Annotated in this window: 26 protein-coding genes, 1 other RNA gene and 2 pseudogenes; 14 read left to right on the forward strand and 15 right to left on the reverse strand. The window is 42.4% G+C overall.

Going from position 1 to position 25,348, the window contains the following annotated elements:
- Positions 1-158: 158 nt before the first annotated feature.
- Positions 159-2,006: a VWA domain-containing protein gene (locus tag H8S63_RS10955; RefSeq protein WP_186926789.1), complete on the reverse strand. Its 1,848-nt coding sequence runs from the start codon at positions 2,004-2,006 to the stop codon at positions 159-161.
- A gap of 187 nt (positions 2,007-2,193) precedes the next feature.
- On the opposite strand from H8S63_RS10955, the gene H8S63_RS10960 reads away from it, so the two are divergent.
- The 5 genes and pseudogenes from H8S63_RS10960 (at position 2,194) to H8S63_RS10980 (ending at position 5,509) form a co-directional block, all read left to right on the forward strand.
- A complete protein-coding gene (locus H8S63_RS10960) occupies positions 2,194-2,850 on the forward strand; it encodes a CDP-alcohol phosphatidyltransferase family protein (RefSeq protein WP_186926790.1) in 657 nt (218 codons plus the stop codon).
- Between the two features lie 140 nt (positions 2,851-2,990).
- A pseudogene (locus tag H8S63_RS20340) lies at positions 2,991-3,131 on the forward strand (phosphatidate cytidylyltransferase); the annotation flags it as partial.
- 15 nt (positions 3,132-3,146) lie between these two features.
- Entirely contained in the window at positions 3,147-3,803 is a 657-nt protein-coding gene (locus tag H8S63_RS10970; RefSeq protein WP_022275454.1) for a lysophospholipid acyltransferase family protein, read from the forward strand.
- Positions 3,804-3,806: 3 nt separating this feature from the next.
- Positions 3,807-4,376 carry an RNA polymerase sigma factor gene (locus H8S63_RS10975; RefSeq protein WP_186926792.1) on the forward strand — a complete coding sequence of 190 codons (570 nt, stop codon included), beginning with the start codon at positions 3,807-3,809 and terminating at the stop codon, positions 4,374-4,376.
- Positions 4,373-5,509: an energy transducer TonB gene (locus H8S63_RS10980; RefSeq protein ID WP_186926793.1), complete on the forward strand. Its 1,137-nt coding sequence runs from the start codon at positions 4,373-4,375 to the stop codon at positions 5,507-5,509. The genes H8S63_RS10975 and H8S63_RS10980 overlap by 4 nt, the downstream gene beginning before the upstream one ends.
- A 9-nt stretch (positions 5,510-5,518) precedes the next feature.
- Here the strand turns inward: H8S63_RS10980 and H8S63_RS10985 are convergent, their stop codons facing one another.
- From H8S63_RS10985 to H8S63_RS11005, 5 genes are all read right to left on the reverse strand, one after another.
- Entirely contained in the window at positions 5,519-6,688 is a 1,170-nt protein-coding gene (locus H8S63_RS10985) for a DUF418 domain-containing protein (protein ID WP_186926794.1), read from the reverse strand.
- A gap of 83 nt (positions 6,689-6,771) precedes the next feature.
- On the reverse strand, positions 6,772-7,644 hold the full coding sequence (locus H8S63_RS10990) for a pyridoxamine kinase (RefSeq protein ID WP_186926795.1): 873 nt from the start codon (positions 7,642-7,644) through the stop codon (positions 6,772-6,774).
- A gap of 18 nt (positions 7,645-7,662) precedes the next feature.
- Positions 7,663-8,244: an LUD domain-containing protein gene (locus H8S63_RS10995; RefSeq protein ID WP_022275457.1), complete on the reverse strand. Its 582-nt coding sequence runs from the start codon at positions 8,242-8,244 to the stop codon at positions 7,663-7,665.
- Entirely contained in the window at positions 8,241-9,626 is a 1,386-nt protein-coding gene (locus H8S63_RS11000; protein ID WP_007765470.1) for a lactate utilization protein B, read from the reverse strand. Before H8S63_RS11000 ends, H8S63_RS10995 begins: the two co-directional genes overlap by 4 nt.
- Positions 9,623-10,363, reverse strand: coding sequence for a (Fe-S)-binding protein (locus H8S63_RS11005; protein ID WP_186926796.1), 741 nt, complete (start codon positions 10,361-10,363; stop codon positions 9,623-9,625). Before H8S63_RS11005 ends, H8S63_RS11000 begins: the two co-directional genes overlap by 4 nt.
- A 150-nt stretch (positions 10,364-10,513) precedes the next feature.
- On the opposite strand from H8S63_RS11005, the gene H8S63_RS11010 reads away from it, so the two are divergent.
- A complete protein-coding gene (locus H8S63_RS11010; RefSeq protein ID WP_186926797.1) occupies positions 10,514-10,873 on the forward strand; it encodes a YbaN family protein in 360 nt (119 codons plus the stop codon).
- On the opposite strand, the gene H8S63_RS11015 is transcribed toward H8S63_RS11010, so the two are convergent.
- Positions 10,843-11,409 (reverse strand): MTA/SAH nucleosidase, encoded by a 567-nt coding sequence (locus H8S63_RS11015; RefSeq protein ID WP_007750594.1) that lies wholly within the window; start codon positions 11,407-11,409, stop codon positions 10,843-10,845. The genes H8S63_RS11010 and H8S63_RS11015 overlap by 31 nt on opposite strands.
- Before the next feature lie 379 nt (positions 11,410-11,788).
- On the opposite strand from H8S63_RS11015, the gene H8S63_RS11020 reads away from it, so the two are divergent.
- From H8S63_RS11020 to H8S63_RS11045, 6 genes and pseudogenes are all read left to right on the forward strand, one after another.
- The gene (locus tag H8S63_RS11020; RefSeq protein WP_007750595.1) at positions 11,789-12,202 is read left to right on the forward strand and encodes an HU family DNA-binding protein; all 414 of its coding nucleotides are present in this window, start codon (positions 11,789-11,791) and stop codon (positions 12,200-12,202) included.
- A gap of 6 nt (positions 12,203-12,208) precedes the next feature.
- Positions 12,209-14,008 carry a hypothetical protein gene (locus tag H8S63_RS11025; protein WP_186926798.1) on the forward strand — a complete coding sequence of 600 codons (1,800 nt, stop codon included), beginning with the start codon at positions 12,209-12,211 and terminating at the stop codon, positions 14,006-14,008.
- A gap of 314 nt (positions 14,009-14,322) precedes the next feature.
- Positions 14,323-14,616: a hypothetical protein gene (locus H8S63_RS11030; RefSeq protein WP_007750603.1), complete on the forward strand. Its 294-nt coding sequence runs from the start codon at positions 14,323-14,325 to the stop codon at positions 14,614-14,616.
- A 14-nt stretch (positions 14,617-14,630) separates the two neighbouring features.
- A complete protein-coding gene (locus tag H8S63_RS11035; RefSeq protein WP_007750604.1) occupies positions 14,631-14,930 on the forward strand; it encodes a cell division protein ZapA in 300 nt (99 codons plus the stop codon).
- Positions 14,931-15,049: 119 nt separating this feature from the next.
- Positions 15,050-16,585: a ribonuclease Y gene (gene rny / locus H8S63_RS11040; protein ID WP_007750606.1), complete on the forward strand. Its 1,536-nt coding sequence runs from the start codon at positions 15,050-15,052 to the stop codon at positions 16,583-16,585.
- Between the two features lie 127 nt (positions 16,586-16,712).
- Positions 16,713-16,820: pseudogene (locus tag H8S63_RS11045) on the forward strand (copper homeostasis protein CutC); the annotation flags it as partial.
- 65 nt (positions 16,821-16,885) lie between these two features.
- Here the strand turns inward: H8S63_RS11045 and H8S63_RS11050 are convergent.
- The gene (locus H8S63_RS11050) at positions 16,886-17,032 is read right to left on the reverse strand and encodes a hypothetical protein (RefSeq protein WP_186926882.1); all 147 of its coding nucleotides are present in this window, start codon (positions 17,030-17,032) and stop codon (positions 16,886-16,888) included.
- A gap of 165 nt (positions 17,033-17,197) precedes the next feature.
- Here H8S63_RS11050 and H8S63_RS11055 point away from each other — a divergent pair, with 165 nt between their 5' ends.
- Both H8S63_RS11055 and H8S63_RS11060 read left to right on the forward strand, forming a co-directional pair.
- On the forward strand, positions 17,198-17,335 hold the full coding sequence (locus H8S63_RS11055; protein ID WP_004301914.1) for a hypothetical protein: 138 nt from the start codon (positions 17,198-17,200) through the stop codon (positions 17,333-17,335).
- 97 nt (positions 17,336-17,432) lie between these two features.
- A complete protein-coding gene (locus H8S63_RS11060; RefSeq protein WP_186926799.1) occupies positions 17,433-18,611 on the forward strand; it encodes an aminopeptidase C in 1,179 nt (392 codons plus the stop codon).
- 157 nt (positions 18,612-18,768) lie between these two features.
- On the opposite strand, the gene H8S63_RS11065 is transcribed toward H8S63_RS11060, so the two are convergent.
- The 7 genes from H8S63_RS11065 to ssrA form a co-directional block, all read right to left on the reverse strand.
- Complete coding sequence (locus tag H8S63_RS11065) at positions 18,769-19,470, reverse strand: DUF4627 domain-containing protein (RefSeq protein ID WP_186926800.1); 702 nt, start codon at positions 19,468-19,470, stop codon at positions 18,769-18,771.
- 49 nt (positions 19,471-19,519) lie between these two features.
- The gene (locus H8S63_RS11070) at positions 19,520-21,454 is read right to left on the reverse strand and encodes a heparinase II/III family protein (RefSeq protein WP_186926801.1); all 1,935 of its coding nucleotides are present in this window, start codon (positions 21,452-21,454) and stop codon (positions 19,520-19,522) included.
- Between the two features lie 131 nt (positions 21,455-21,585).
- Positions 21,586-22,677, reverse strand: coding sequence for a DNA polymerase IV (dinB, locus tag H8S63_RS11075; RefSeq protein WP_186926802.1), 1,092 nt, complete (start codon positions 22,675-22,677; stop codon positions 21,586-21,588).
- Between the two features lie 120 nt (positions 22,678-22,797).
- Positions 22,798-23,478 carry a hypothetical protein gene (locus H8S63_RS11080; protein ID WP_186926803.1) on the reverse strand — a complete coding sequence of 227 codons (681 nt, stop codon included), beginning with the start codon at positions 23,476-23,478 and terminating at the stop codon, positions 22,798-22,800.
- A gap of 33 nt (positions 23,479-23,511) precedes the next feature.
- Positions 23,512-23,991: a hypothetical protein gene (locus tag H8S63_RS11085; protein WP_255467651.1), complete on the reverse strand. Its 480-nt coding sequence runs from the start codon at positions 23,989-23,991 to the stop codon at positions 23,512-23,514.
- The gene (locus tag H8S63_RS11090; protein ID WP_229102199.1) at positions 23,969-24,472 is read right to left on the reverse strand and encodes a hypothetical protein; all 504 of its coding nucleotides are present in this window, start codon (positions 24,470-24,472) and stop codon (positions 23,969-23,971) included. Before H8S63_RS11090 ends, H8S63_RS11085 begins: the two co-directional genes overlap by 23 nt.
- Before the next feature lie 422 nt (positions 24,473-24,894).
- Positions 24,895-25,291: a transfer-messenger RNA gene (gene ssrA, locus H8S63_RS11095) on the reverse strand.
- Positions 25,292-25,348: the final 57 nt, after the last annotated feature.

The following is a 25,348-nucleotide window of genomic DNA, read 5'->3' on the forward strand; positions in this document are numbered from 1 at the left end:
AATATCTGCGCCGGCAACACGAGGCTGGCTAGCATGGTCAAATAATCGTTTTTCATAATGCGAAGTAAGCAATACTTCACGAGTATAAAAAATAATCCCCACTAAATTTCTACTGACCCGTTACTACTCTCGGCTCAGTTTGAAAACTCTCTCTTATACTAATTCTTACTCGTCTTTTCCAATCCTTTAGCAGCCTCAACCAGTCGGATAAACTCTCTTCGATATCCTCTTTCATCATTATTCAACCCCTGTTTAGCTAGCTTAATGACTTTGTCATAATCGGCAGTTCCTTTAAAGTCAGAATCACGAAGCAACTGTCCGAACATGGCTACTGCCGAAGCGAAACGGAAGTCGGAAGAAACACTATCTCCTTTGTTATCTACAAAAGGAAGTTCCATTTTCCTGCTGACATCCTTATCCGGAGCTTTGTAGCGCAATTTCACAGTAAGGAGTTCATCAGATCCGGTCGGCTTCAGCGTCATTTTTTCTTTCTTTTGGTATTTCAAGTCGTCTACTTTACCTACATATTCATTCTTCACACCTGCGGGAATCACTTCATAAAAAGCTGTTACCGTATGTCCTGCTCCCATATCTCCGGCATCTTTCGCATCATTATTGAAATCTTCGTCTTTCAGCAGACGGCTTTCGTAACCAATCAGACGATATGCCTGAACTTGAGAAGGATTAAATTCCACTTGCAGTTTGACATCTTTTGCCACAGTATGCAATGTAGCACCGAATTCGCCTACTAAAACACGGTTGGCTTCCTGCAAGTTATCTATATAGGCATGATTCCCATTTCCTTTTTCAGCCAATACTTGAATTTTCTTATCTTTATAGTTACCCATTCCATAGCCTAGTACAGTAAGGTGTACGCCACTTTTCCGTTCTTTTTCTATCAATTGTTCCAATCCTTCGGCGGAAGAAACACCGACGTTGAAATCACCATCGGAACAAAGTATGATACGGTTATTGCCATCAGAGATAAAGTTCTTTTTAGCTATCTGATACGCCAAATGAATGCCCGCGCCTCCTGCAGTAGATCCGCCTGCGGTCAGTTCATCTATCGCTTCACGGATCTTCTGTTTATCACCGCCCGAAGTAGCTTCCAGCTTCACACCGGCACTGCCTGCATAAGTCACGATTGCCACCTTATCTTTATTCCGCAGATTATTCACCAATAGTTTGAGCGATGACTTTACCAAATCCAACCGATTAGCCCCCCACATAGAACCGGAAACATCAATCAAGAATACAAGATTGGACGCCGGCAACTGCTCCGTCGGAATTTCCTTAGCTTTCAATCCGATACGAACAAGCCGATGAGCTGTATTCCAAGTACAAGTTCCGGCTTCCACAGTTATCTTCACAGGATCGTTGCCCGTTGGTTTCGGATAGTCGTAAGAAAAGTAATTCACTAATTCTTCCGTACGGATTGCATCGGCAGGAGGCAATTCTCCTCTATTGATAAAACGACGCATATTGCTATAAGAAGCAGGGTCCACATCAATAGAAAAAGTAGAAAGCGGAGTATCGGCTACACTTTTGAAACCATTCTCCTGAATCCGGTCATACTCTTCCGTATTCATTCTCGTATCCATATCATACATGGCAGTCGGACACACCGCTACATACGCACCGCTCATTGCCTTTGTTTTCATTGTACCGTATCCCACTACGACACACTCCTCCAACGCCACATCATCAGTCTTCATTTTAACATCCAGTTTGGCCGACTTAACCACTCTTTTTTCTTCTTTATACCCGATAAACCGGAATAACAATACGTCCCCTTTTTGGGCCTGAATGGAATAACGACCGTTCACATCTGTGATTGCCCCACTTTTGGAACGGTTATTCACTACCGAACAACCGGTAATCGAAGTTCCATCCGCTGCGTCCGTCACAATACCGGTCACGGTAATAGTTTGCGCATTCATTGTTCCTAAGCAAATAACTGCCATCAGCAGTACGAGCATGATTGCTCTGAATTGGTTTGTTCTCATAACTTCATTATTTTAAAATGTTACTATTCATCGCTTTTACTATAGAGATGCAGATTTCACACAGATTCCATAATTTGCCTGAACTTTTTTTACCCGAGCGGAAAAAAGTCACTTAAAAATTCCTACTTATTCCTTTGTAACTCTTAATATGATATGTATATTTGCCAAACATAAACATATCATAAATATGAAAAACGAAGTTGATGGAAGGCGGGAAATAGCCTCACGAAACACGGTCTGGGCCACTATTATCGCCCGCAAACTAACTCGTTGGGGTATCACTCCCAATCAAATTTCCATGATGAGCATATTCTTCGCTATGGTGGGATGCCTTCTGTTGATCGGCACAGTCATTGATCCCGGTTTTAACAAGTATGTAGCCTACATTCTGTTCATCGTTTGCATGCAGTCGCGGTTACTCTGCAACCTGTTCGATGGGATGGTAGCTATCGAAGGAGGGAAGAAAAGCGCCAACGGGGATCTCTACAATGATATGCCCGACCGCTTTGCTGATGCTTTGTTCATCATTCCCGTCGGATATGTAGCAGGCGGATTCGGTATTGAACTAGGATGGATGGCTGCTCTTCTTGCTGTGATGACAGCTTATTTCCGTTGGATAGGAGCCTACAAAACGCACCAGCATTTCTTTAACGGCCCGATGGCCAAACAACACCGCATGGCATTGCTCACGCTTGCCTTTGTAGCAGCCACCTGCACCATTCACGCAGGATACGACCGGATGGTATGTCTCATAGCCCTGATAATTATAAATGTCGGTCTTGTCGCAACACTGATACACCGTCTGTACCTCATGTCACACACAACAAACAATGAAATAAAATGAAAGAACTACTGGATACCATATTTCCTACGCTAAGTGATGAACTGATTATCGTCATTTCGCTCATCATCGGACTGCTCATTACGGCAAGCCTTATTCTTTTTCTCGTAAAGAAGATCTTTCCAAAAACAAATATCAGCGAACTCTCCGCCATCAAAAGGGATAAAGGAATTAAGGATATGGGGAACAGTATTCCCGGTCATGGAGGAGTATTCGACCGGATAGACTCTCTGTCCTACACCGCTCCCGTCTTTTTTCATTTAGTTTATTACATTGCATATTAAATGGAAAAGAGATTCATGCAAGCTGCTATCATGCAGATTATATATAAAGGTATATGCCAATGGTTCTTGAAACTGATCGTAGGAGTTCAGTTCACCGATTGCCGATTCCTCAAGAAAGAAAAGCAGTTCATCATTCTTGCCAACCACAACAGCCATTTGGACACTTTAAGTTTATTATCTTCTCTGCCCGGAAAACTTTTATGGAAAGTCAAACCTGTAGCAGCAGAAGATTATTTTGGTAAAAACCGCTTTCAGGCTTCCATAAGTAACTATTTCATCAACACACTGCTAATCAGAAGGAAAGGAGAAAAAGATTCGGAACATGACCCGATCCGCAAAATGCTTGAAGCCATCGATGCAGGATATTCACTGATTCTTTTTCCCGAAGGAACCAGAGGAAAGCCGGAACAGATGGGAAAAATTAAATCTGGCATAGCCCGTATCCTGTCTCTGCGACCTGAAGTAAAATATATTCCCGTATTCATGACCGGCATGGGACGTTCTCTGCCCAAAGGCAAAATGATACTGTTGCCATATAAAGCATCTATCTATTACGGTATGCCCACATTGGTAAAGAGCACGGATATACATGAAATATTGGAACAGATTGCAGATGATTTTGAAATAATGAAAGAAAAATATCAAGTCATTATTGACGACGAAGAAGAATAGGCATTGTTTTTTAAAAGAACCATATCCAAACTGTCGGACGAGGAGCTACTCACACACTACGCTCAGTCCGGTGATACGGAATATTTCGGTGAATTATACAACCGCTATATCCCGTTACTGTATGGACTATGCCTGAAATATCTGCAAGACGAAGACCGGGCACAGGAAGCGGTCATGCAGTTGTTTGAAGATTTATTGCCTAAGCTGCGAAATTATGAGATCAAAGTGTTCAAGCCCTGGCTCTACCGGGTGGCAAAAAATCATTGCTTGCAACTTCTGCGGAAGGAGAATAAAGAAATTCCGTTAGATTACACCATTAATATTATGGAATCCGATGAATTTCTGCATCTATTAAGTGAAGAGGAAAGTTCGGAAGACCGGTTAAAAGCATTACATCACTGTCTCGAAAAGTTGCCCGAAGAACAACGGACGAGCATTACACGTTTCTTTTTAGAGGAAATGTCGTATGCGGATATTGTCGAGCAGACCGGATTTACTCTGAATAATGTAAAAAGCTATATCCAGAACGGAAAGCGAAACTTAAAAATCTGTATCAAGAAACAAACCCTATGAGACTATCGGACTACATACAAGGACTCCGCAAAGGAAAAGAAGCACATCGGTTGGAAAAAGAGTCGATGAAAGACCCTTTTCTGGCTGATGCGATAGATGGATACAACCAAGTGGAGGGAAATCACGAACAACGGATTGAGCAACTGCGGATACAAATCTCTGCCCGTTCTACAAAGAAAAGAAATACCTACGCTATCATTTGGAGTGTTGCCGCCTGTCTGGTAATCGGATTCGGAATCAGCAGTTATTTCCTGTTCCTGAAAGAGACACCAGAGCCTGTCATTCCGATAATTCCACAAAAGGAAATCGCACTAGTTCCCACAAAGACAAAGACGGATTCCACTCCTATTTCCCCAGTTTCCACGAAACAAGCGGATAAGAAAGATATCATCGCCAAAAGCCGGACTACCATTTCCAAGCCTCCAAGTGCTCCCATTACAACAATGCCTATGGAGGAGGAAACTTCGGGTCAAATGGTTGCAGCAACAGACGAAGAAGTAATAATGACAACAGGAGCTTCTGATCCCGAATCCGTCAAAAAAATGAGAATAGCTAAAATGGCAGTTATTCCCACCAATGATATAATCAAAGGAAAAGTGACCGACCAAAAAGGGGAACCGCTTATCGGCGCCAGCGTAATGTACAAAGGAACGAATATCGGAACCGTTACAGATGTGAATGGAGAATTTTCATTACTCAAAAAAGCAGAGAACAAGCAGTTGACAGCACAGTATATCGGATATGACCCGGTAGAAGTTCCGGTAGATACCAGCCGGACAATGCTCATTGCCATGAACGAAGACCAAAAAGGACTCAGCGAAGTGGTGGTAGTGGGACACGGAGTCAATAAAAAGGCAAATAAAGATAACACTCCGCAACCCGTTGACGGAAAACGTAAATATCTGAAATATCTGAAAAAGAATCTGGTCCGCCCAACAGACGAAACGTGCGCACAAGTGAAAGGAAAAGTAGTATTGACCTTTCTGGTCAATAGGGACGGACGGCCTTTCCACATTAAAGTAAAGAAGAGTCTCTGCGAATCTTCCGACAAAGAGGCAATCCGTCTGGTTCAGGAAGGACCGGACTGGACATACGGGAACAAGCAGGCGGAGGTAACCGTCAAATTCGATTAACGCAAACCACTAAATCCAGGTACCCTTGCGCCATAAGAATTCAAGTGGTCCTTGCCTGTGTCGAACAAGCCACCAACGGCTGAAGACCAACTGAACGGTAAAGATAAGCAATGCAATAAGCAGGCTTGCCGTTGCTCCGGCATATTTGTACATAGACAACCCGAATCCATAATAGATAGTGACTCCCATAACAGATTGGGAAATATAATTCGTCAGACTCATGCGCCCGTAAGGAATCAGCAGGCTTTGCCAGCTATATCCTGTCTCTTTCTTAAACCAAAGCAGGGTGAAGAGAGAAACAAGAATCACCATGAACGCAAAATTAGCATAAGACGGAACAGCTATATTATAAGGAATCAGTGCGGAGGAATCCGTAATAAAATCCGGAACAAAAATTCTAAGGCAATAGAGAGGAATGAAGGCAATGACAGCACCTATCAACATTCTTTTCCAGAAACGTACGGACTCTTCACTCTTTATCAAATATTTCCGGCGTCCCAACAACATCCCGAACATGAACAGAGCAACCGTCTGGAACAAGCGTCCATTTTCCACCTGCCAGATATTGCTATACAACTGTCCGTCAATGATATTAGACTGTAATACATCAAAGAAACTGCCGTTGGCTGTCGCTGCCTCAGCACGCATAGCATAAGGAATAAAATGACCGGTCACCGCCACATAATCCGGATTTATCAGCGCATAGATGGCACGTCCCCACTCGTATGGCTGTAAAAGCAGAATCAAAGCAATCCAGAAAACCGTCTTATCCTTCAACTTACAAACCGGAATCAGTGCAAACCCGACTACTGCATATAGCAAAAGAATATCACCGTTATAGAACAATGCGTGCAACTGTGCAAACAGGAGAAGCAGGCACATCCGCCATGCAAATCGTCCCCTGAAATCGATTCCCCGTTTCTCCGCATTGTGAAACTGAATATAAAAGCTAAACCCGAACAACAATGAGAAAGTCGCATAAGCCTTTCCCGCAAACAAGAAAAATATAGTATCCCATGCATACTTATCAATTGTTTGCAACCATGCGGGTACATTCTCCGGCATAAAAAACAGATTGTAATGCTCCAGATTATGTAATAATACAATAGCTAACAAAGCGAACCCACGCAGAGCGTCCACTACTCCAAGCCGTTCAGTCGTTTTCAGTGTTTGAGTCATTAGATACAATTATTTCAGATTAATTCAACAACCGCAAAAATAAAAGAAATACCTGAAAAACAAAAGCTTACGAGTGTTAAATATTAAATCAGTTCATAACTGGCCATTTGTATCGGCATATCCAGATTATGGAGTACTTTTTCCAACAAAATACCCTCGCGGTTATCATACTCATATCCGAAAGTAGCGCGAATACCCTGTAGAATAAACTGCGTGGCACGGTCCAACGCCATTGGCAAACTGTCACCCTGCATCAAAGCCCCCGTGATAACACTTGTAAAAGTATCCCCTGTACCCGGATAATGGGCAGGCAGATAAGGACAAGTCACCTTCCAATAACGGTTTCCCTGACGGTTATAAGCATAAACAGAAGTTTTATGAGGTTCACCATGTACGGGAACACTGGTTATGATAACCACATCAGGACCTTTATCAGACAAGAGCCGAAGATATTCTTTCAACTCCTCATCTGTATTGTCCGCTTTATAAGGCCTGTCCAACAGATAAAACAGTTCTGTCAAATTCGGGGTAACTACATCCGCTTTTGTAATCAAGTGACGCATCTCCTTCACCATCTCCCCATCAAAATTAGCGTACAACCGACCGTTATCTCCCAACACGGGATCAGCCACGATTAAACTATCCGGCTGCCGGAAGTCCCTGATAAAATCGGAAACGATCTGAATCTGCTTCGGAGAGCCCAGATATCCCGTATAGATAGCATCGAACTGCACTTCCAGTTTTTTCCATTCGGCAATAATCTTCGGCATTTCGTCCGTCAGATCGAGAAAAGAGAAACCGGGATATTGCGTGTGATTGGAAAGCACAGCCGTAGGCAGCGGACAGACTTGAAAGCCCATAGATGAAAGAATAGGGATAACGACCGTGAGAGATACGCGTCCCATCCCCGAAAGGTCATGAATGGCAGCTATTTTCTTTACTTTATTGGCATACATATCATTTACATTTAACAACTACATCAATATTACCAATACGTCCCTTGCTCCATGCGCTCCCATCACCAAAGCCTGTTCGATATCAGCAGTCTTTGAAGGACCGGAAATAAACGTGCCGAATTTATATTCCTGCCCGTCCAATTCACGGTAAGCGTCATACATCGTATCTACTATTTTATTCCGGTCGAGCAAAATAACCAACTTCTCTGAAATGAAATAAACAGCTTTATACTTTACTGTTTGCGGAATCCAGACAGCCCCGTTCTCAGCAACTCCGATTTCTCCTTTCACCACAGCCACATCCGTGCCGTCCAACTCTTTCGGGTCATCCAGATTATCGGGATTGAACGTCGCGCACGAAATATCCGGCAACACGGAAGCAATGCGCATAGCCTCCGGATAGGTCCGGCGAATCACCGCATTCACATCTTCTCCCTCACCCAATACAACAGCCATACCTCCCACCGCACGGCTGATAGCACAAAACTGTTCTATTTTATCGGGATATGACAACCGTTTCATATCCGCAATATCCGGCTTATCATAACGAACTTGCGTATTTTTGCGGATACTGGCTAATATTTCTTCTCTACTGCTCATTTAGATTCCTCCTTTCCCTGCACTTTGTTCTTCTTCCACATCTCATTAAACGATTCTTTGGCAAATTCCGGCAACTCGCGTCCCTTTCCCCAATCATCGAAATCATTGTATTTCATAAATCGTGGCAGGCTGTTTATCATCGGAGCCGCCCACAAAGCAGCATTGAACAATGCCGGACGCTCCATCAGGAACTTCATTCCACCGGACATGATCTTCTTTCCCGTATTCGCCTTGCCCAGTCCGTCCAAATCCTGACGCCACTTATAAATCTGTTCGGCAAGATCCACTTTCACCGGACAGACATCAGAGCAGGACATACACAGAGAGCAGGCAGAAAGATTATCATAATATTTCTCCGGATCATGGGCCATACCCAGATTGATCCCAATAGGACCGGGAATAAAATAAGTATAAGAGTATCCACCGCTTCGACGATATACGGGACAAGTATTCATACACGCACCGCAACGAATACAATTCAGTGTCTTGATATGGTCGGTCTTGGACAGCAATGCACTCCGGCCATTGTCCACAATAATGATGTGATATTCACCTCCTTCGCGAGGGCGACGGTAATGGGAAGTGTAGGTTGTAACCGGTTGTCCGGTAGCCGAACGTGCCAGCAAACGGGTAAATACCCCCAACGCCTCCAGGTCCGGCACAATCTTTTCCATACCGAAAGCAGCAATATTCAACTTCGGATATGAAGTTCCCATATCGGCATTTCCTTCATTGGTACACACCACGATATCACCGGTCGAAGCTACGGCAAAGTTAGCGCCAGTCATGGCAGCTTCGGCATTCAGAAAAAGATGACGCAGGTTCTTACGGGCGGCATGAGTCAGATAAGTAGGATCAAAGTTACCTTTTTCCGTTCCCATCTCTTTCTCAAAGAGTTCACCCACCTGTTCCCGTTTGATGTGGATGGCAGGCAACACGATATGACTCGGTTCGAGATGCATCAATTGCAGAATACGCTCGCCCAAATCGGACTCCACGACATCGATACCACGCTCCATCAGGAAAGGATTCAACCCACATTCCTCTGCGAGCATGGATTTACTTTTGATGAAATGATGCACATTATGTTCATTCAGTATCTCGTACACAATGGCACAATATTCATCAGCGTCTTTCGCCCAATGCACGATAGCGCCATTGGCGGTAGCATTCTTTTCAAACTCCAGCAGGAGCTCTTCGAGGTGGCTGTTGGAATATAGTTTCAGTTCACAGGCCTTGTTGCGCAACTCTTCCCACTCGGGAACTTCTTTACTCATCTTATCCCTCTTGGCACGGACCATCCAAAGGGTTTCGTTATGCCATGCTGCCATCTTGCTGTCCTGCAAGAACTTCTCGGCAGCCTTTGAATGTTTTGTACTCATAATTGCGATGCTAGAATTTCTACAATATGGATAATCTGAATGGGCAGATGTTCCCGTTTGATAACGCCTTGCATATGCATTAGGCAGGAACTGTCGGCTCCGACAATATACTCGGCTCCGGTAGCCATGTGGTCTTTCACCTTATCGCGTCCCATACATACGGAAACAGCCTGCTCTTCTACGGCAAACATTCCGCCAAAACCGCAGCACTCGTCAATGTGGCTGGGTTCGAATACCTCGATTCCTTCTACCAGATTGAGCAAATCACGCAATTTATTGTAATAAGGGATATTTAATTCGCTGGGGGCGGAGTTGAACAATTCACGCACACCGTGACAACTGTTGTGAATACTGACTTTGTGTGGAAAGCGTGCAGGCAGTTTCGTGGGTTTGATCACATCGTGGATGAAATCGCAAAGGTCATAAATCTTTCCCGCACTTTGACAGACATGACCTTCTTTCTCTAAAATACCCGGATGATTCTCTTTCACAAAAGCGACACAACTGGCGGAGGGACCGACAATGTAGTCATATTGTTGAAACAAGTCATCAAAACGGAGTGCCAGCTTCGTTGATTCATCTTCAAAACCGGCATTCGCCATCGGTTGTCCGCAACAAGTCTGATCCAACGGATAATCGACGTCTACTCCCAGACTTTTTAATAGCTTATACGATGCCACTCCCACATTGGGATATATAGCATTGATATAACAAGGAATAAACAAACCTACTTTCATAATATATCATGTAATAATTAAGCTTCTTCCGCTGCATTGTTTATCCAATTGAGCAGTATTATTACAACAAGGCCGGAGGAAAAAATGTTCGCCACCGCACATATACTTTTATGATATTGCAGAATCCCTTTTTTACACTATCTTTGCCGCATGAAGACTCTATATATTGTTATAGGAACGATTTCCCTGGCACTCGGCATTCTCGGCATTTTTCTGCCGCTATTGCCTACCACGCCTTTCCTGCTACTTACTGCAGCCCTTTATTTCAAAGGGTCGTCCCGTCTCTATAACTGGCTGCTCAATCATCGTTATTTTGGTCCTTATATCCGCAACTACCGTGAAAACAAAGCGATTCCTCTCCGCGCCAAGATAGTTTCCCTCGTACTAATGTGGGGAACCATGCTTTATTGTATTTTCTTCCTGATTCCCCTGATATGGGTAAAGGTTCTCTTGGGACTGATTGCCGCAGGAATCACTTATCATATCCTTTCTTTCAAGACATTGAAATAATCAGATAGCCCCTGGCGTGCATCTGCAAGTTTATCTTCCCAATGTTTCACAGAATTCTGACCGATGATGTCTGTCACGTATTTCACGGAAATAAAAGGAATCTCTTTCGAACGGCAAACGAATGCCTGTGCATAAGCTTCCATATCTACAACGTCTCCATTTATATGGGTTAATTCCGTCAGGAATCCGTCTCCGGTATTACAAATCCCGTTTTCCGTCCAATGCTTACAGAAACCTTTTTCTTCGAGCAGAGCCGATGAATCAATCTCGCACTCCAATCCGAACTCTTTCATCTTCTGCATATCACGATCCACAAACTTACGGCAGACAAAAATATCTCCTACCTGATGATTGACTGTCCCGGCACTTCCCATATTCAACACCAAATCCGGCTGTACCTGGCGAATTGCTTCTGCCAGATGAAAAGCCGATTTTACTTTTCCAATGCCTGTGCGCACATAATACGGTTCGACATCAGGCCATTTTATCTCTACAAATTCGCCTTGAACGGCGTAGGTCACTAATATTTTCAACATATATTCTTTAATTCATTCCATTACTCACTATATATAGACAAAGATATGAAAATCACACTAGATACACAAGTAGATAAAATATTATCTATTTTACATATAATATAATAATGAATAATAGTAACCTACATAATAAGAAAAGTCCTATCTTTGTACCGTCGAAACCGACAAGATGTTTTTACCGACTCATAAGGAAGATTTAATAAATTCTACTGAACAGATTAATAACTTCCCCTTATCTTTTAGCAAAATCATCCGCACGAATTAATCTGTTGCACTTGAGCAACCATCCAGCCGCACTTGTGCAACTCGCCAGCTACACTTGTCCTACTCGGAAGTTACTCAACTGCAAACAAGTAGTAACCATAAAAAACGATCACTCGTGAGCATACTTTATAAATCAACCCGTTTTGCAGATACCTTTACGGGTAACAAAGAAACGAACGTACGCGTACAACTCCTGTCATGGGATACATTGGACACCAAAGCCTTCGTTGAGTACCTGGCGGACAAGAACAATCTATCGAAAGGGGATGCATACAAAAATCTTACTATGGTATTGGAAGGTATAGAAGCTGTTCTGAAAAACGGAAACATCCTCAATCTGGACGACTTCGGCAGTTTCTCACTGAACGGCAGTTTCTGCAAGGACAAACAACCCGGTGAAAATCATCGGGCGGAATCCATAGAAATAAAGAATGTTGTATTCAAAGCTGAAAAACAACTGAAGAAACGTATAGCAACGGCCGGATTTGAAAAGTACAATCCCGAAAGACACAACAAACGCAAATACTAGAACAAAATGGAATACACCAGAACTTACTCCATCCGGAAAGGCGAATACTTTGCGGATGCGTTGAAGCGTGCCGGGAAAGAATTTATACCGACAAATTGTATCATCAACAAGCTACTGCCCGGACTGGGTGCTACGCATTGCGAACTGATAGCTCCACGAAAATCAATCATCATCGAGCCTAATGTGCCTGTCATCGAATCAAAAGCTAAAAAACATAAGAATGCATTAGCCGTCTACAAAGGAGTGACTGTCCGGAAAATTATAGATTTCCTGGAAGATAACCACGACAGGCATTACAAACTGCTGACTACTCCCGAAGGTTTCGCCAAGATAAAAGAGGCGATGCAAACGGTAGGCATAGATATATACGAGGAATGTTTCATTTTATTCGACGAATGTGAGAAATTAGTGCAGGACGTACACTACCGTGACTCTATCCGTGAACCGATGAACGATTTTTTCCTCTTTCAAAATAAGGCGCTGATTTCCGCAACTCCCATTATTCCCGAAAAAGACAATCGTTTCGACGGCTTCGCACGGGTACTAATCCAACCGGACTATGCATACCGGCAGAAATTAAAACTAATTACTACAAATAATGTGCTGGAGACACTGCAGGAAGTAATCGAAGCCAAACGAGGAACAGTCTGCATTTTCTGCAACAGCATTGACTCGATAGACAGTTTCTACCGTCTGATTCCGGAACTGAGCAACGCCTGTACCTTTTGCAGTGAAGACGGGCAATATAAACTTTGGAAAGGCAACCGCCGGAAAAAGTCAATGATGATTACCGAACTGGAACGTTACAACTTCTTCACCTCAAGGTTTTACTCGGCTGTAGATATCATCTCTCCCAACCCTCCGCACGTGATTTTCATTAGCGATTTGTTTGGTGCTACCCAATCGGTTATCGATCCTGCTACCGAAGCGATTCAGATTATCGGTCGGTTTCGTGGCGGAGTAAATAGCGTGACACATATCGCTTCCATCCGTCCGGATCTGGAATGTATGTCATCCACAGAAATCGACGACTGGATTCGTGGCGCTTCCACCGTCTACAACAATTGGAAATTCCAACTGGCACGTACCTCTAATATTGGCGAACGGACTCTATTGCAGGAAGCGATCGGAGAAAATTCATACCTCCCCTATCTGGACGACAAAGGCAAACCGGATCCGTTCCTGATTGCCAACTTTTACGAAAAGGAACAGGTGAAACGACTATACACTTCTACTGACCTGCTTTGCGATGCCTATCGGCAGACCGATTATTTTGTTTTCTCTCATGAAGAGCGTCTAATGCCTGTTTCCGACAATGAACGCATGGCGATACAACACCGGCTGGCAAAGAAAAAAAGGACGGAACTTATCGTCCGCAAACTGGAAGAGATGGAGAAAATGAGCAGGACAACTGACAAAAAGTTACAAAAACGCTACCAGCGTATGCTAGGCAACCTGATTACTTCGACTGCCGACAGATACATATACGATTGTTTCTGCTGTTTCGGAGCGGATTTTATCCGCCAATCCGATTATAACGAGAATAAGTTGCGCACGGCATTGAACGCAAGCAGCGAACACACCATCAAGAAATCGGCACAAATGCGTATATCTATCCAACGAACTTTCCCCATAGGCTCCGAACTTTCCGTTCAGGAAGCGAAAAGTATGCTGAAGCAAGTATATAAAAAAATGGGACTGAACACGGGAAGAGGTATCACGACAAAGGAGTTGGAACAATATGCGGAGATAGAAAATAACCGAAATCGCACAGAAAGAACAATTAAAATACTGAAATTCAAATAATTGACTATAAAGTGCAACTTTTCTAGCGGAAAAGATCTGATTCTCTTATAGTTTTTTGTAAACTTCGCTTATTTGGGGGCTATTTTAGGTACTAATTAATTGATTAACAGCGATGTGACATTTTTGTTTTTCCCCGTATAATACTTAAAATAAAAACAAAAATGTCACACCGAACTACCACACATTCAAAGTCTATATCTTTCACACCCTAACGCTGAAATACAACTAATTTGAGCTAAAAAGAACATTTTATCCCGAAAAGTTTTTGTAATATCAGAGTTAATCGTATTTTTGTGTACAATTTTGGTGTAGTAATGACAGAAGAAGAAAAAAAGTTATTGAATACCTTTGAAACGCGGCTACGGCATTTGCTCTATTTGCATGATGAGTTAAAGCGTGAGAATGTCGAGTTGAAAAAGCTTCTTGATTTCGAAAAACTGAAAAATGAGAAGATACAGGCTCAATACGATGAATTGGAAGTCAACTATACGAACCTAAAAACAGCTACGGCAATCAGCCTTAACGGCAGCGACGTAAAAGAGACGAAGCTGCGATTGTCAAAATTAGTGCGTGAAGTCGATAAATGCATCGCTTTGTTGAATGAATAAGAAAGAAAGGATGTATGAGCGATAATATAATAAGAATAAACCTGCATATGGCAGATGCGTGTTATCCGGTATTTATCAATCCAGAGAATGAGGAGATAGTACGGGCGGCCGCCAAGCAGGTTAATACCATACTTGGTGAGTACCGGGAAAAATGGGGGCATCTGAATTTGGAACCGGAAAAAATTATAGTTATGGTAGCCTATCAGTTCTCATTAGAGAAACTGCAATTGTTGCAACGTAATGATACCGCTCCCTATACGGAAAAGGTAAAAGAACTGACTGAATTGCTGGAGGATTATTTCAAGAAAGAATAAATTTTATCCGGTTATTCGCTGATAAGAGAAAACAACCACGCACTGCACAATATCCGAGCAAGAACTTGCTTAGATATTTGGTGGTGCGTTTTTATTTATATACTTAAATTAAATGTAGAATGATAGTAATAATAGCAACAGCAATTGCTTGCTTCATCGTAGGTGGAGTACTCTCGTACATACTGTTCAGGTATGCTTTAAAGTCCAAATACGACAATGTCCTGAAAGAAGCAGAGACGGAAGCGGAAGTAATTAAGAAGAACAAGCTGCTGGAAGTGAAGGAGAAATTCCTGAACAAGAAAGCAGATCTTGAAAAAGAGGTAGCACTCAGAAATCAAAAGATTCAGCAAGCGGAAAATAAGCTGAAACAACGCGAAATGGTACTCGGACAGCGCCAGGAAGAAATTCAACGCAAGAAGATGGAAGCCGAAGCTGTCAAAGAGAATCTGGAAGCGCAACTTGTCATTGTAGACAAGAAAAAAGAAGAACTTGACAAACTGCAACAGCAGGAAATCGAGAAGTTGGAAGCAATCTCCGGATTGTCCGCCGAAGAGGCAAAAGAACGCCTGGTGGAATCATTGAAAGAGGAAGCTAAGACACAAGCCCAGTCCTATATCAACGACATCATGGATGATGCGAAACTGACTGCTAACAAGGAAGCGAAACGTATTGTAGTACAGTCTATCCAACGGGTAGCTACGGAAACGGCTATTGAGAATTCCGTTACAGTATTCCATATCGAGTCGGATGAAATCAAAGGACGTATTATCGGACGTGAAGGTCGCAATATCCGTGCATTGGAAGCTGCTACCGGCGTTGAAATCGTTGTTGACGATACTCCGGAAGCGATTGTTCTTTCTGCTTTCGACCCAGTTCGCCGTGAAGTAGCCCGTCTGGCTCTCCATCAGCTGGTAACCGACGGACGTATCCACCCTGCCCGTATCGAAGAGGTAGTGGCGAAAGTACGCAAACAAGTGGAAGAAGAAATTATCGAAACCGGTAAACGTACAACAATCGACTTAGGTATTCACGGTCTGCATCCTGAATTAATCCGTATTATAGGTAAGATGAAATATCGTTCTTCATACGGTCAGAACCTTTTGCAACACGCACGCGAAACTGCCAATCTTTGTGCAGTGATGGCTTCAGAACTGGGATTGAACCCGAAAAAAGCTAAACGCGCAGGTTTGTTGCACGATATAGGTAAAGTGCCCGACGAAGAGCCGGAATTGCCGCACGCATTGCTGGGTATGAAGCTTGCGGAAAAGTATAAGGAGAAACCGGATATATGCAATGCTATCGGTGCCCACCATGACGAAACGGAAATGACCAGTTTACTCGCTCCTATCGTACAGGTTTGTGACGCCATCTCAGGTGCACGTCCGGGTGCTCGCCGTGAAATCGTAGAGGCGTATATCAAACGTCTGAACGATCTTGAACAGTTAGCTATGTCTTATCCGGGTGTGACAAAGACATATGCTATTCAGGCCGGTCGTGAACTTCGCGTTATCGTAGGTGCGGATAAGATTGACGACAAACAGACTGAAAACCTGTCTGGTGAAATCGCCAAGAAGATTCAGGATGAAATGACTTATCCGGGACAAGTGAAGATCACCGTTATTCGTGAGACACGTGCGGTTAGCTTCGCTAAATAAAAAAAACAGAGAATAATTTCACCACAGATTACACAGATTCTCACAGATTATTTTCATTAAAAAACAATAGTTTAATGATTAATCTGTGAGAATCTGTGTAATTTGTGGTGAGTAGTCTTATTAAACTATGAAAGAGTATCAATTCGAGGTCTGTGCCAATTCCGTAGAAAGTTGCCTGGCAGCTCAGACAGGAGGTGCCAATCGGGTAGAACTATGTGCAGGTATTCCGGAAGGCTATGGGCGGAACCGTAAATATTGACGAATACGAACGAAACGTAACTACCGTCCGGAGAATAATGACTACAATCCACGAATATTCTTCATCAGTTGCTCGCCAAGACCGATAGTATACCCTTGCGAGACAAAGACTACCCGATTGAATGTGTCGGCAATAATGAATACGGAATAACTCTCTGTAAATAGATGTAATACGTTTGTAACATCCACCGTGTTCGGACCTCTTATAAAAAGTTTTTTTAAAGGATAAAGAAGATTTTTATGTTTTACAGCATATAATCCAAAAACATTTTGTACCTTTGCAGTGTTAATAAAGAAAACAAGATGTAAAACCGCTCTTCAAAACGTGGAGGGCAAAAAAAGAGGAAACAAATTATGAAAAAGAATGCAAATGAAAAGATTATGATGTTACAGTACCGTATCAAACGCTATCAAGCAATGGGAAACGGCGCTATGTGCCAAACCTTGAACGGTAAACTTCAAAAACTGCTGTCACAGCAGGTAGCCATGTAAATAAACACACTAATTATATTGAAAAAAGCGAGGAACTTTCGAGTATCCTCGCTTTTTTTATACATTTGTACTCAATAAATAATAAAACACATAGATTATGAAGAAACTATTGATGTCGGTTGCAGTACTTTTATTAGCCGCAACCACCTTTGCACAAACACCCGGTTATGAATTCACAACCATTGTATCGCACAAAGCGACTCCCGTCAAGAACCAGGCTTCCACCGGAACCTGCTGGTGCTTTGCCACCGCTTCTTTCATGGAATCCGAATTACTTCGTATGGGAAAGGGGGAATACGACCTCTCGGAAATGTTTATTGTCCGCCAAAAATACATGAACCAAATGGAAGACAACTACCTTCGCCGGGGCAAAGGAAACATTGGAGAAGGAAGTCTGGCACATACTTTCAAAAATGCCTATAAACAGGTGGGGATCGTACCGGAAGAAGCCTATTCCGGTCTGATCAATGGTAATACGGATCATAATCACGGAGCATTATGCCGCTACTTCAAAGCTTTGGTCGATGCCAATATCGCTTCCAAGAAACGTACACCACAGTATTATTCACTTATTGATAATCTATTCGATACGTATCTGGGCAAACTACCAGAGAAGTTCACTTATAAAGGAAAAGAATATACACCGCAGTCTTTCACTGAAAGTCTGGGACTGAACATGGATAATTATATCGAGTTGACCAGTTTTACCCACAAACCTTATTATGAAACTTTCTCACCGGAAGTACCCGATAATTGGGAAAACCAGCCAATGTATAACCTCCCTCTGGATGAATTGATAGAAGCCATCGACTATGCATTAAACAAGGGGTATACCGTATGTTGGGATGGGGACGTCAGCGAACAAGGTTTCTCTTTTAAGAACGGAATTGCCATCAATCCGCAAGTGGAAGATATAAAAGACTACTCCACTACCGACCGTGCCCGTTTTGAAGAGATGCCTAAATATCAACGTCTGGATGAAGTTTTTAAGTTTGAACATCCTTATCCGGAAATCAAGGTAACACCGGAAATCCGCCAAGAAGGCTACGAGAAATTTGTAACAACAGATGACCATTTAATGCACATCACCGGTATTGCCAAAGACCAAAACGGCACTAAATACTATATAACTAAAAACTCTTGGGGAGCGGACGGTAATAAATTCGGGGGATATCTTAATATGTCCGAAAGCTATGTACGCGCTAAAACAATCTGCGTCATGGTACACAAAGACTCCCTGCCGAAAGAATTGAGAAAGAAACTCGGAATCAACTAAAAGATATAAGTCCTATAATTGAGATAGGGATATTCTGAAAATAAAAAAAGCAACTACTTCATTGCGAATTAGTTGCTTTTTTTAGGGATATTCAGAAATGTCCTTGAAATAATCTGTGATAATTTGCGTTAATCTACGCTTTAACCACTTTTTCCTCTTATTTCTTTCTTAATGTGACATCACTGATTTCTACAACGCCACCTTTATTCTGAGCAAGAATAGCTACATAGCAGTCTTTCAAAATAGCAGCGTCATCATCCGTATCAGATACTTCCAAATCTGCATTCGCTTTCTTACTGCTGATAGCGTTCACAACTTGTCCCATATCGTAATAAACTACCACTTTCGTCCATTTGTCTGCATCCTTAATTTTGAAGTTGTACTGTGCTCCCGAAGCATTCGGTTGAGAATCAGCATCATAATCACGACGCATAAAGAAGGTGGTATTGTACTTGCCATTATCATTCTTTTCTTCATTCGTCTGCTTGATATATACACTTACCGGAGTACCGGCTTCTTTTGCTTTCGCATAGAAAGTAAGGACATAGATACCTTTCTGCAACCCGTCTGTAACACGCTGTCCCAAGAAAGCCTTGTACCAGGAAATGTTCTTTGCAGCTCCGGAGTTGTCTATCTTCATGGCATTAGGATATTTGGCATCACCCGTCTGTTCCCAAGCAATGGTAGTTGCACCGTCAGCTTCATTATTCATGATGAACCATTCACCGGCTGTCGCCTTATTCGGATTGGTCACCTTGTTCGTTACTTCTGTTGCGAATTTCTCGTTTTTAATCAGATTCTGAGCACTTACGCTTACTCCTGCAATAGCCAAAAGGCCGACAAATACTACTTTTTTCATCTTACTGTGATTTAATTGTTTAATACCTTTATAATTCTAAGTCCTTATTTTACTTCACTTGTTGAATGACAAACTTATAATTCCCAGTCGCTTTCTTTTCTTCTGTCTTCAGTGTGATGCGATAAATCTCCTTGCCCCAAACATTAGAAAGGCGAGGATCATCCAATTTAATAGTTTCCAGTTCTGCTTTAAACTGAGACGGATAATCCAACTCTACTTTCTGCCCTTTCACTTCAACACGCACTTTGCCGGGAGAAGGAAAACTAACCTTTCCCCAAGTCAGGAAATTTAGCTGATTGGGAGCCAGTGCCTCATTCAGTGTATAGTTGTCCGTAATCATCAGCTTACGGTCGTCCAATGCATACGAACGAATCCAACTCTTTACTTTTGCTTCTGCCGGATAAGCTGTGGCAATATCTGCAGAGAAAGTACGCTTCTTTTCATTGCAAACAGTATTGGTCGCTTTATATTGCTGACCGAATTTCTGCGGAACTCCATTTATCATCGGTAAGTTATGATAATTGCTTTGCATGGTCCAGATAGTATAACGGTCTTTTCCGAACGTCTGCTTGGTATAGGTACCGACTCCGGCATCAATAAATACAGGAATCGTGTTTACATACAAAGAGAACGTTCCTACATCATTATGGTTATGGCTTTCGTTATTGAATCCGCCTTTGGCAGCGAGCAGCATACCATTCTTATTTTTCATGTAGCAGAATTCAGTTTCGGGATACCAGGTAACATCCGGCATATCGTGTTTCGGAGTCGCTTTTGCCAGGTCATTACAGCAAAGCAGGGATTGAAGGGAACGGAAAGCGTCATTGCCCATAGTAGCGTACGGCTTTCTGCCATTCAGCAAGTAAGCTGCAAAATGCATCATTTCATCACTGCTGACCGCTTTACCGAAACGGAAAATCAACAGAGGGTCACCCCCACCCTGTGCCGAAGCATCGGCGAAGTTCACTACCCAGCCATTGCCTACGTAAGAACGGGACATATATTCCCCCATCCGGCGAATCATCGGTTCATTAAACAAGGATATCTTGCCTCCTGTACCATCGGAAAGAATTTGGAGATAATCATAGAGTTTTCCGGCAGCATGTCCCCAATAAGAGGTTCCTTCTTCACAAGCGCCATCGGACTTTACGAAATTAATGAATTTATCCACAGACTTCATAGAACGATAAACGGCTTTGGCCAGCTTGTCCTTATTATTTTCCATCAAGAGGAAACATTGCAAAGCATTGGAATTACACCAAGGATTCCAGTTATTGATAATTTCTCCCGGTTGCCAGTTGAAAGCCATCCACCACATTTCATCATCATTCATATAAGGATCGAGAATACGTTCTTTGATTGCTTTACGCATTTGTAAGGATACTACAGGATTGATCTTATCGAATGGCTTACGGAAAAAATAGTGTACCCACGCCATCAAAGCTCCATACCCCCCTGAGCCCAAATCAATAATCTGTTCACGGAAATCGGGAAGCGAACGTTTACTGCTCTGACGGGGCAAGTGTGCGGATAAAACCCATGAATTCATTTCGCAGCTCATATAAGCTCCATTGAGCAATTGGTCGATAAAGCGTCCTTTTCCCTCCGCCAGTTCGGCAAGCATCAGGGTATTAAGTGCTCTACGATTATCGTCGTAAGGAACCTCCATCACTTTCCGGTTGCCGCTACGCTCGTATTCCAAATAAGCGGTGGCAGGAATCAGTTGCCATTTGTAGTTGAGAAGTTTTTCACCGGCTTCGATAAGACGTTGTTTGTTGGGACCCATCAGCGAATCCCAAGCGGCACGATCCGTATAAGCAGGATAAGGCACCCACGCTTGTTTCATCACTAACACATTTTTCAATGTAGATTCGTCTGCCGCTTTTTGCAGCATATTGCGTTCGGTGCAAGCATTGGCTTTGAAAGTGAAACTTCCTAAAGCGGCTACTAAAAGAACACAAAGCAAATGTTTCATTCGATTCATGGTATTTTTGTTCATTTAAGTAAGGCAAAGATAGTGTATATCTTATGAAATAAAGTGAGTAAATCATACGAACCTAATGACAAAAAAGTACATACCTCCAAAATCGTACTCATCATTGCCTTATTTTAAGTTCAATCCCAATCACTAAATTCAAAACTCAACTGTTCCCAAACGCCGTGTTGTTCATCAGCCTCCTCCTTCGGATTAGAGACGGAAAGTCCGATAAGGCGAATCGGGTGCTGTTCATATTCCACACTTTTAAGCAATTCTTTTGTAAGCGGAAGTATACGGTCCAGGGTTGTTAACTCTTGCGGCTGGGTAAGACTTCGGGTTATCTGACTAAAATCATGAAACTTGATTTTCAGCGTTAGGGTGTTTCCTTTGAAATCCTTATGGTTGAGTCGTTCGACGAGCTCCACTGCCACATGGTATAGTTCGATAATCACCGATGAACGGGTAGAGATATCCCGCTCCAATGTACGTTCACATCCGATAGATTTACGAATACGGACAGCCTCCACCGGACGTTCGTCAATCCCCCGTGCACATTCGTAATAAAGAGCCCCTACCTTTCCAAAATGCGCTGTCAGCATTTCCAAAGAGCATTTCCGTAGTTGGAGCCCGTTACGAATGCCGAGTAGATGCATTTTCTTGGCGGTCACAGGACCTACTCCCCAAAATGATTCGATAGGGAGACGAGCGATAAAATCAAGCGCTTGTTCCGGATGAATGGTACATAATCCGTCCGGTTTGCGATAGTCTGAAGCTATTTTAGCCAGAAATTTATTATAAGAAACTCCGGCAGATGCAACGAGATTGAGCTGTTCACGAATCTTTTGCTTTATTTCTTTGGCTATGTCCACTGCCAATGAAATGCCTTTCTTATTCTCCGTCACATCCAGAAAAGCCTCATCTAAAGAAAGAGGTTCAATAATATCCGTATACTCATGGAAGATTTCATGTATCTGCCGGGAAACTGCTTTATAGACATCCATCCGCCCATGCACAAAGATCAACTGCGGACAAAGGCGTTTCGCCTTTTGAGAGGACATGGCCGAATGGACACCATAACGCCGGGCTTCATAGCTGGCAGCAGCCACAACTCCCCTTTCCTCTGCATGACCTACCGCCAAAGGCTTGCCACGAAGTTCAGGATTATCACGCTGTTCTACTGAGGCGTAAAAAGCATCCATGTCGATATGTAGAATCTTTCTATGAATCATTTATTCGATTATTACAGCAAACTTACTATAAATTCCCGAATAAATCCTCTCATCACTTTTAGAAATTAATGTTATATGGCAATCGCGTCTATTAAAAGCACATCATTATGTGTATCATAATCATCTGAGAGGATGAGTATCATACTGCGTGATCACCACCTTTACCGGCAAGTCCTTGCCACGCTGGTAATGCCCCTCAAAGAAATAATCGGGAATGCTAAAATGAAAATCAGCAGTCTCGCCTTTCTTAGGATATTTCGCCTTATAACGCATGGTCGCCTCACGGGAAGGGACAAAAGCCTGATAGTAATCGCTGAAACGATAATTCATATAGAACCTCTTTGAATTATAAGCTGTACCTGCCATATCACATAAATCCGTAGTCAGCCCTACATAGCCCAAATCGTATTCTCTTTCAAAATTCACATTAAAAAGAATCTTGCCGTTCAAGAGGATGCTACCATCTTTATCCACCTCTGTAATCACGAATTTGTCTATACTAAAGTAATCAGTTCGGCAATCTACCGGAATTTCACGCCCCACTATCTCATCCACTTTCTCGTCACGAAGTGTTTGGGGCAGTTCTTTGTGCAACAAATCCTCTTGTTCTTTCGTGTATTTTCTTCTCTCATCACCACTACTCCTATTGATTCGCAGCTGCAACGTATGCGCCTTATTATCATACCGGCACACGATGTCGGGCACCTTGCCAAATGTAGGCTCCGATTCATAATGAGTACACCCCGACAACAGACACAGAATAAATCCTCCTACAACTAAAAACCTCTTTGCTTTCACCATAACATACTATTCTTATATATATCAATTTACAATTCATTCTTCGCGTCGCATGGCTTCTTCCACTTGCTTATTCATCTTTTCAAACTCAGTCGATTCTTTTTCTTCACCGCCACTGTTCACTCCACGCAACCATAGAAATATCCCGATGATAAAAAACAATGAGACGTAATAGCCCACCGACAACCCAGACGGATAATCTTTAAATCGGAGATACACAAAAACATGACAACACAGAGCCATAAAAAAAGCTACCCAAAGCTCCCAACCAGGCATCTTTCTTTTCCACTTTAATGATGCGATGCAAGCATAAAACGCAACGTATGAAACGTAGATCGCATAACGTATCAATTGGTCATCTCCATCACTGCTATTGTGATAAAAGTCATACACCCTACTACCCGATTTTGCAAACGGCAAAAACGCTAAAAAGAAAACGGCTATTATCAATAAGAGAATGCCTATCCTGTTTTCAATCGGGATTTTACTTTCATCAGGCAATGTGGCATAAGCCAAGCAGAGATAGAATAGCAGCAAATTGAGAAGAATTATACTTATTGATCCGCTTGGCCCAATCTGTAACTTCATAATGATAGCCCACCAATGCAATCATATAACGAGAAGTATCATAACCTGCCGGTCCGGCACTTATGAAAGAGATACCATCCAAATGAGGATTGGCATAAACATATCGCGCATTATCTTCGTTTACTTCTATAAATTTATCATTATATTTGGGATTTAATTTGCTCCAATAAACACCACCTGGCAATAAGATGCCGTCTTTGATAAGTGCTTGGCGCGGGGTTCGTTTCAATTTAAAATTATATGAATCCAAAGCAGAACCAATACTCACTCCAAAAACGAATTTATCAATTTTCGGTTCCAGCCGGATTTGGCTCAAAATCTCACTTTCAGCTGGCATGGGCGGCTTAAAAGTACATCCAACCCAAAGGAATACTCCCAAAAGAGTTAAATAAAAAGGCTTGTTTTTCATAAGACAATCATTAGATCCTCCAGTTCTTTCAGAATCCTGATAATAAAACAAAAAGCGTAGAACTGCGTACCACCATTTGTCATTGAAGGTCCTGAGAAAACCCGAAAACACAAAATGGATGGATAGCAGTCCCACGCCGGAAACCAGCGTAGGAAACATACTATGCCATTCTTGTGTTTTCTTGAAAGTTTCTCAGGTTTTCAATGACAAGAATAAAGCACAACGCTTCTTACAATTTTTTCTCCACTAAAAATAAAGCCACAAACTCTTTTGTGCTTTGGCTGCAAATATATCAAAATATTCTTAGAAGCAAGAATTATATATAAAAAACATACGATACAAAACAAAAGATCCGACTTTACTACATCTCTGCATGTAAAATCGGATCTTTCATTTCCACCAATTCATTGATTACCAATATTTTGTGGAGCTGGAGGGAATCGAACCCTCGTCCAAACGAGGAAATCATAAGCTTTCTACATGCTTATCTTTGCCTAATTTTTCGTGCAGGAACAGAACCAAAGCCATCAATTCCTGCCTTATCCTCTAAAGTTTCATTAAAAGCGCAAGGCCACTTCCAACTATCCCCGATGTAACTGCACCACTAAACCGGAATGCTTCGGAGCAACAGCTTCCGAGTGATGTCTCGTCCTGGCACCTTGTGCCTGGATTAAGCTAATCTACTATGATTCGATTAAGCAGCAAGAGCGTAATTAGTTTCGCCAGATAAAATTTTGATAACTGAGATTTAAGTGGAAATTACCGACCCACTGCATGCTTACCTACCATTTCTGCCCGCTGTCAAATCCAGTCAACCCCAAATTTTTATTCGTACAAAATAGCGATTATTCAGAACACTTTCTTAGGATTGCAAAG

Source organism: Bacteroides sp. NSJ-39, from assembly GCF_014287315.1.
GTDB lineage: Bacteria > Bacteroidota > Bacteroidia > Bacteroidales > Bacteroidaceae > Bacteroides > Bacteroides finegoldii.

Bases quoted from the DNA above. Each gene is read 5' to 3' on its own strand.
- H8S63_RS10955 (WP_186926789.1), bottom strand. From the start codon at position 2,006: ATGAGAACAAACCAATTCAGAGCAATCATGCTCGTACTGCTGATGGCA.
- H8S63_RS10960 (WP_186926790.1), top strand. From the start codon at position 2,194: ATGAAAAACGAAGTTGATGGAAGGCGGGAAATAGCCTCACGAAACACG.
- H8S63_RS10970 (WP_022275454.1), top strand. From the start codon at position 3,147: ATGCAAGCTGCTATCATGCAGATTATATATAAAGGTATATGCCAATGG.
- H8S63_RS10980 (WP_186926793.1), top strand. From the start codon at position 4,373: ATGAGACTATCGGACTACATACAAGGACTCCGCAAAGGAAAAGAAGCA.
- H8S63_RS10985 (WP_186926794.1), bottom strand. From the start codon at position 6,688: ATGACTCAAACACTGAAAACGACTGAACGGCTTGGAGTAGTGGACGCT.
- H8S63_RS10990 (WP_186926795.1), bottom strand. From the start codon at position 7,644: ATGTATGCCAATAAAGTAAAGAAAATAGCTGCCATTCATGACCTTTCG.
- H8S63_RS10995 (WP_022275457.1), bottom strand. From the start codon at position 8,244: ATGAGCAGTAGAGAAGAAATATTAGCCAGTATCCGCAAAAATACGCAA.
- H8S63_RS11000 (WP_007765470.1), bottom strand. From the start codon at position 9,626: ATGAGTACAAAACATTCAAAGGCTGCCGAGAAGTTCTTGCAGGACAGC.
- H8S63_RS11005 (WP_186926796.1), bottom strand. From the start codon at position 10,363: ATGAAAGTAGGTTTGTTTATTCCTTGTTATATCAATGCTATATATCCC.
- H8S63_RS11010 (WP_186926797.1), top strand. From the start codon at position 10,514: ATGAAGACTCTATATATTGTTATAGGAACGATTTCCCTGGCACTCGGC.
- H8S63_RS11015 (WP_007750594.1), bottom strand. From the start codon at position 11,409: ATGTTGAAAATATTAGTGACCTACGCCGTTCAAGGCGAATTTGTAGAG.
- H8S63_RS11025 (WP_186926798.1), top strand. From the start codon at position 12,209: ATGGAATACACCAGAACTTACTCCATCCGGAAAGGCGAATACTTTGCG.
- H8S63_RS11030 (WP_007750603.1), top strand. From the start codon at position 14,323: ATGACAGAAGAAGAAAAAAAGTTATTGAATACCTTTGAAACGCGGCTA.
- H8S63_RS11035 (WP_007750604.1), top strand. From the start codon at position 14,631: ATGAGCGATAATATAATAAGAATAAACCTGCATATGGCAGATGCGTGT.
- rny (WP_007750606.1), top strand. From the start codon at position 15,050: ATGATAGTAATAATAGCAACAGCAATTGCTTGCTTCATCGTAGGTGGA.
- H8S63_RS11055 (WP_004301914.1), top strand. From the start codon at position 17,198: ATGAAAAAGAATGCAAATGAAAAGATTATGATGTTACAGTACCGTATC.
- H8S63_RS11060 (WP_186926799.1), top strand. From the start codon at position 17,433: ATGAAGAAACTATTGATGTCGGTTGCAGTACTTTTATTAGCCGCAACC.
- H8S63_RS11065 (WP_186926800.1), bottom strand. From the start codon at position 19,470: ATGAAAAAAGTAGTATTTGTCGGCCTTTTGGCTATTGCAGGAGTAAGC.
- H8S63_RS11070 (WP_186926801.1), bottom strand. From the start codon at position 21,454: ATGAATCGAATGAAACATTTGCTTTGTGTTCTTTTAGTAGCCGCTTTA.
- dinB (WP_186926802.1), bottom strand. From the start codon at position 22,677: ATGATTCATAGAAAGATTCTACATATCGACATGGATGCTTTTTACGCC.
- H8S63_RS11080 (WP_186926803.1), bottom strand. From the start codon at position 23,478: ATGGTGAAAGCAAAGAGGTTTTTAGTTGTAGGAGGATTTATTCTGTGT.
- H8S63_RS11090 (WP_229102199.1), bottom strand. From the start codon at position 24,472: ATGAAAAACAAGCCTTTTTATTTAACTCTTTTGGGAGTATTCCTTTGG.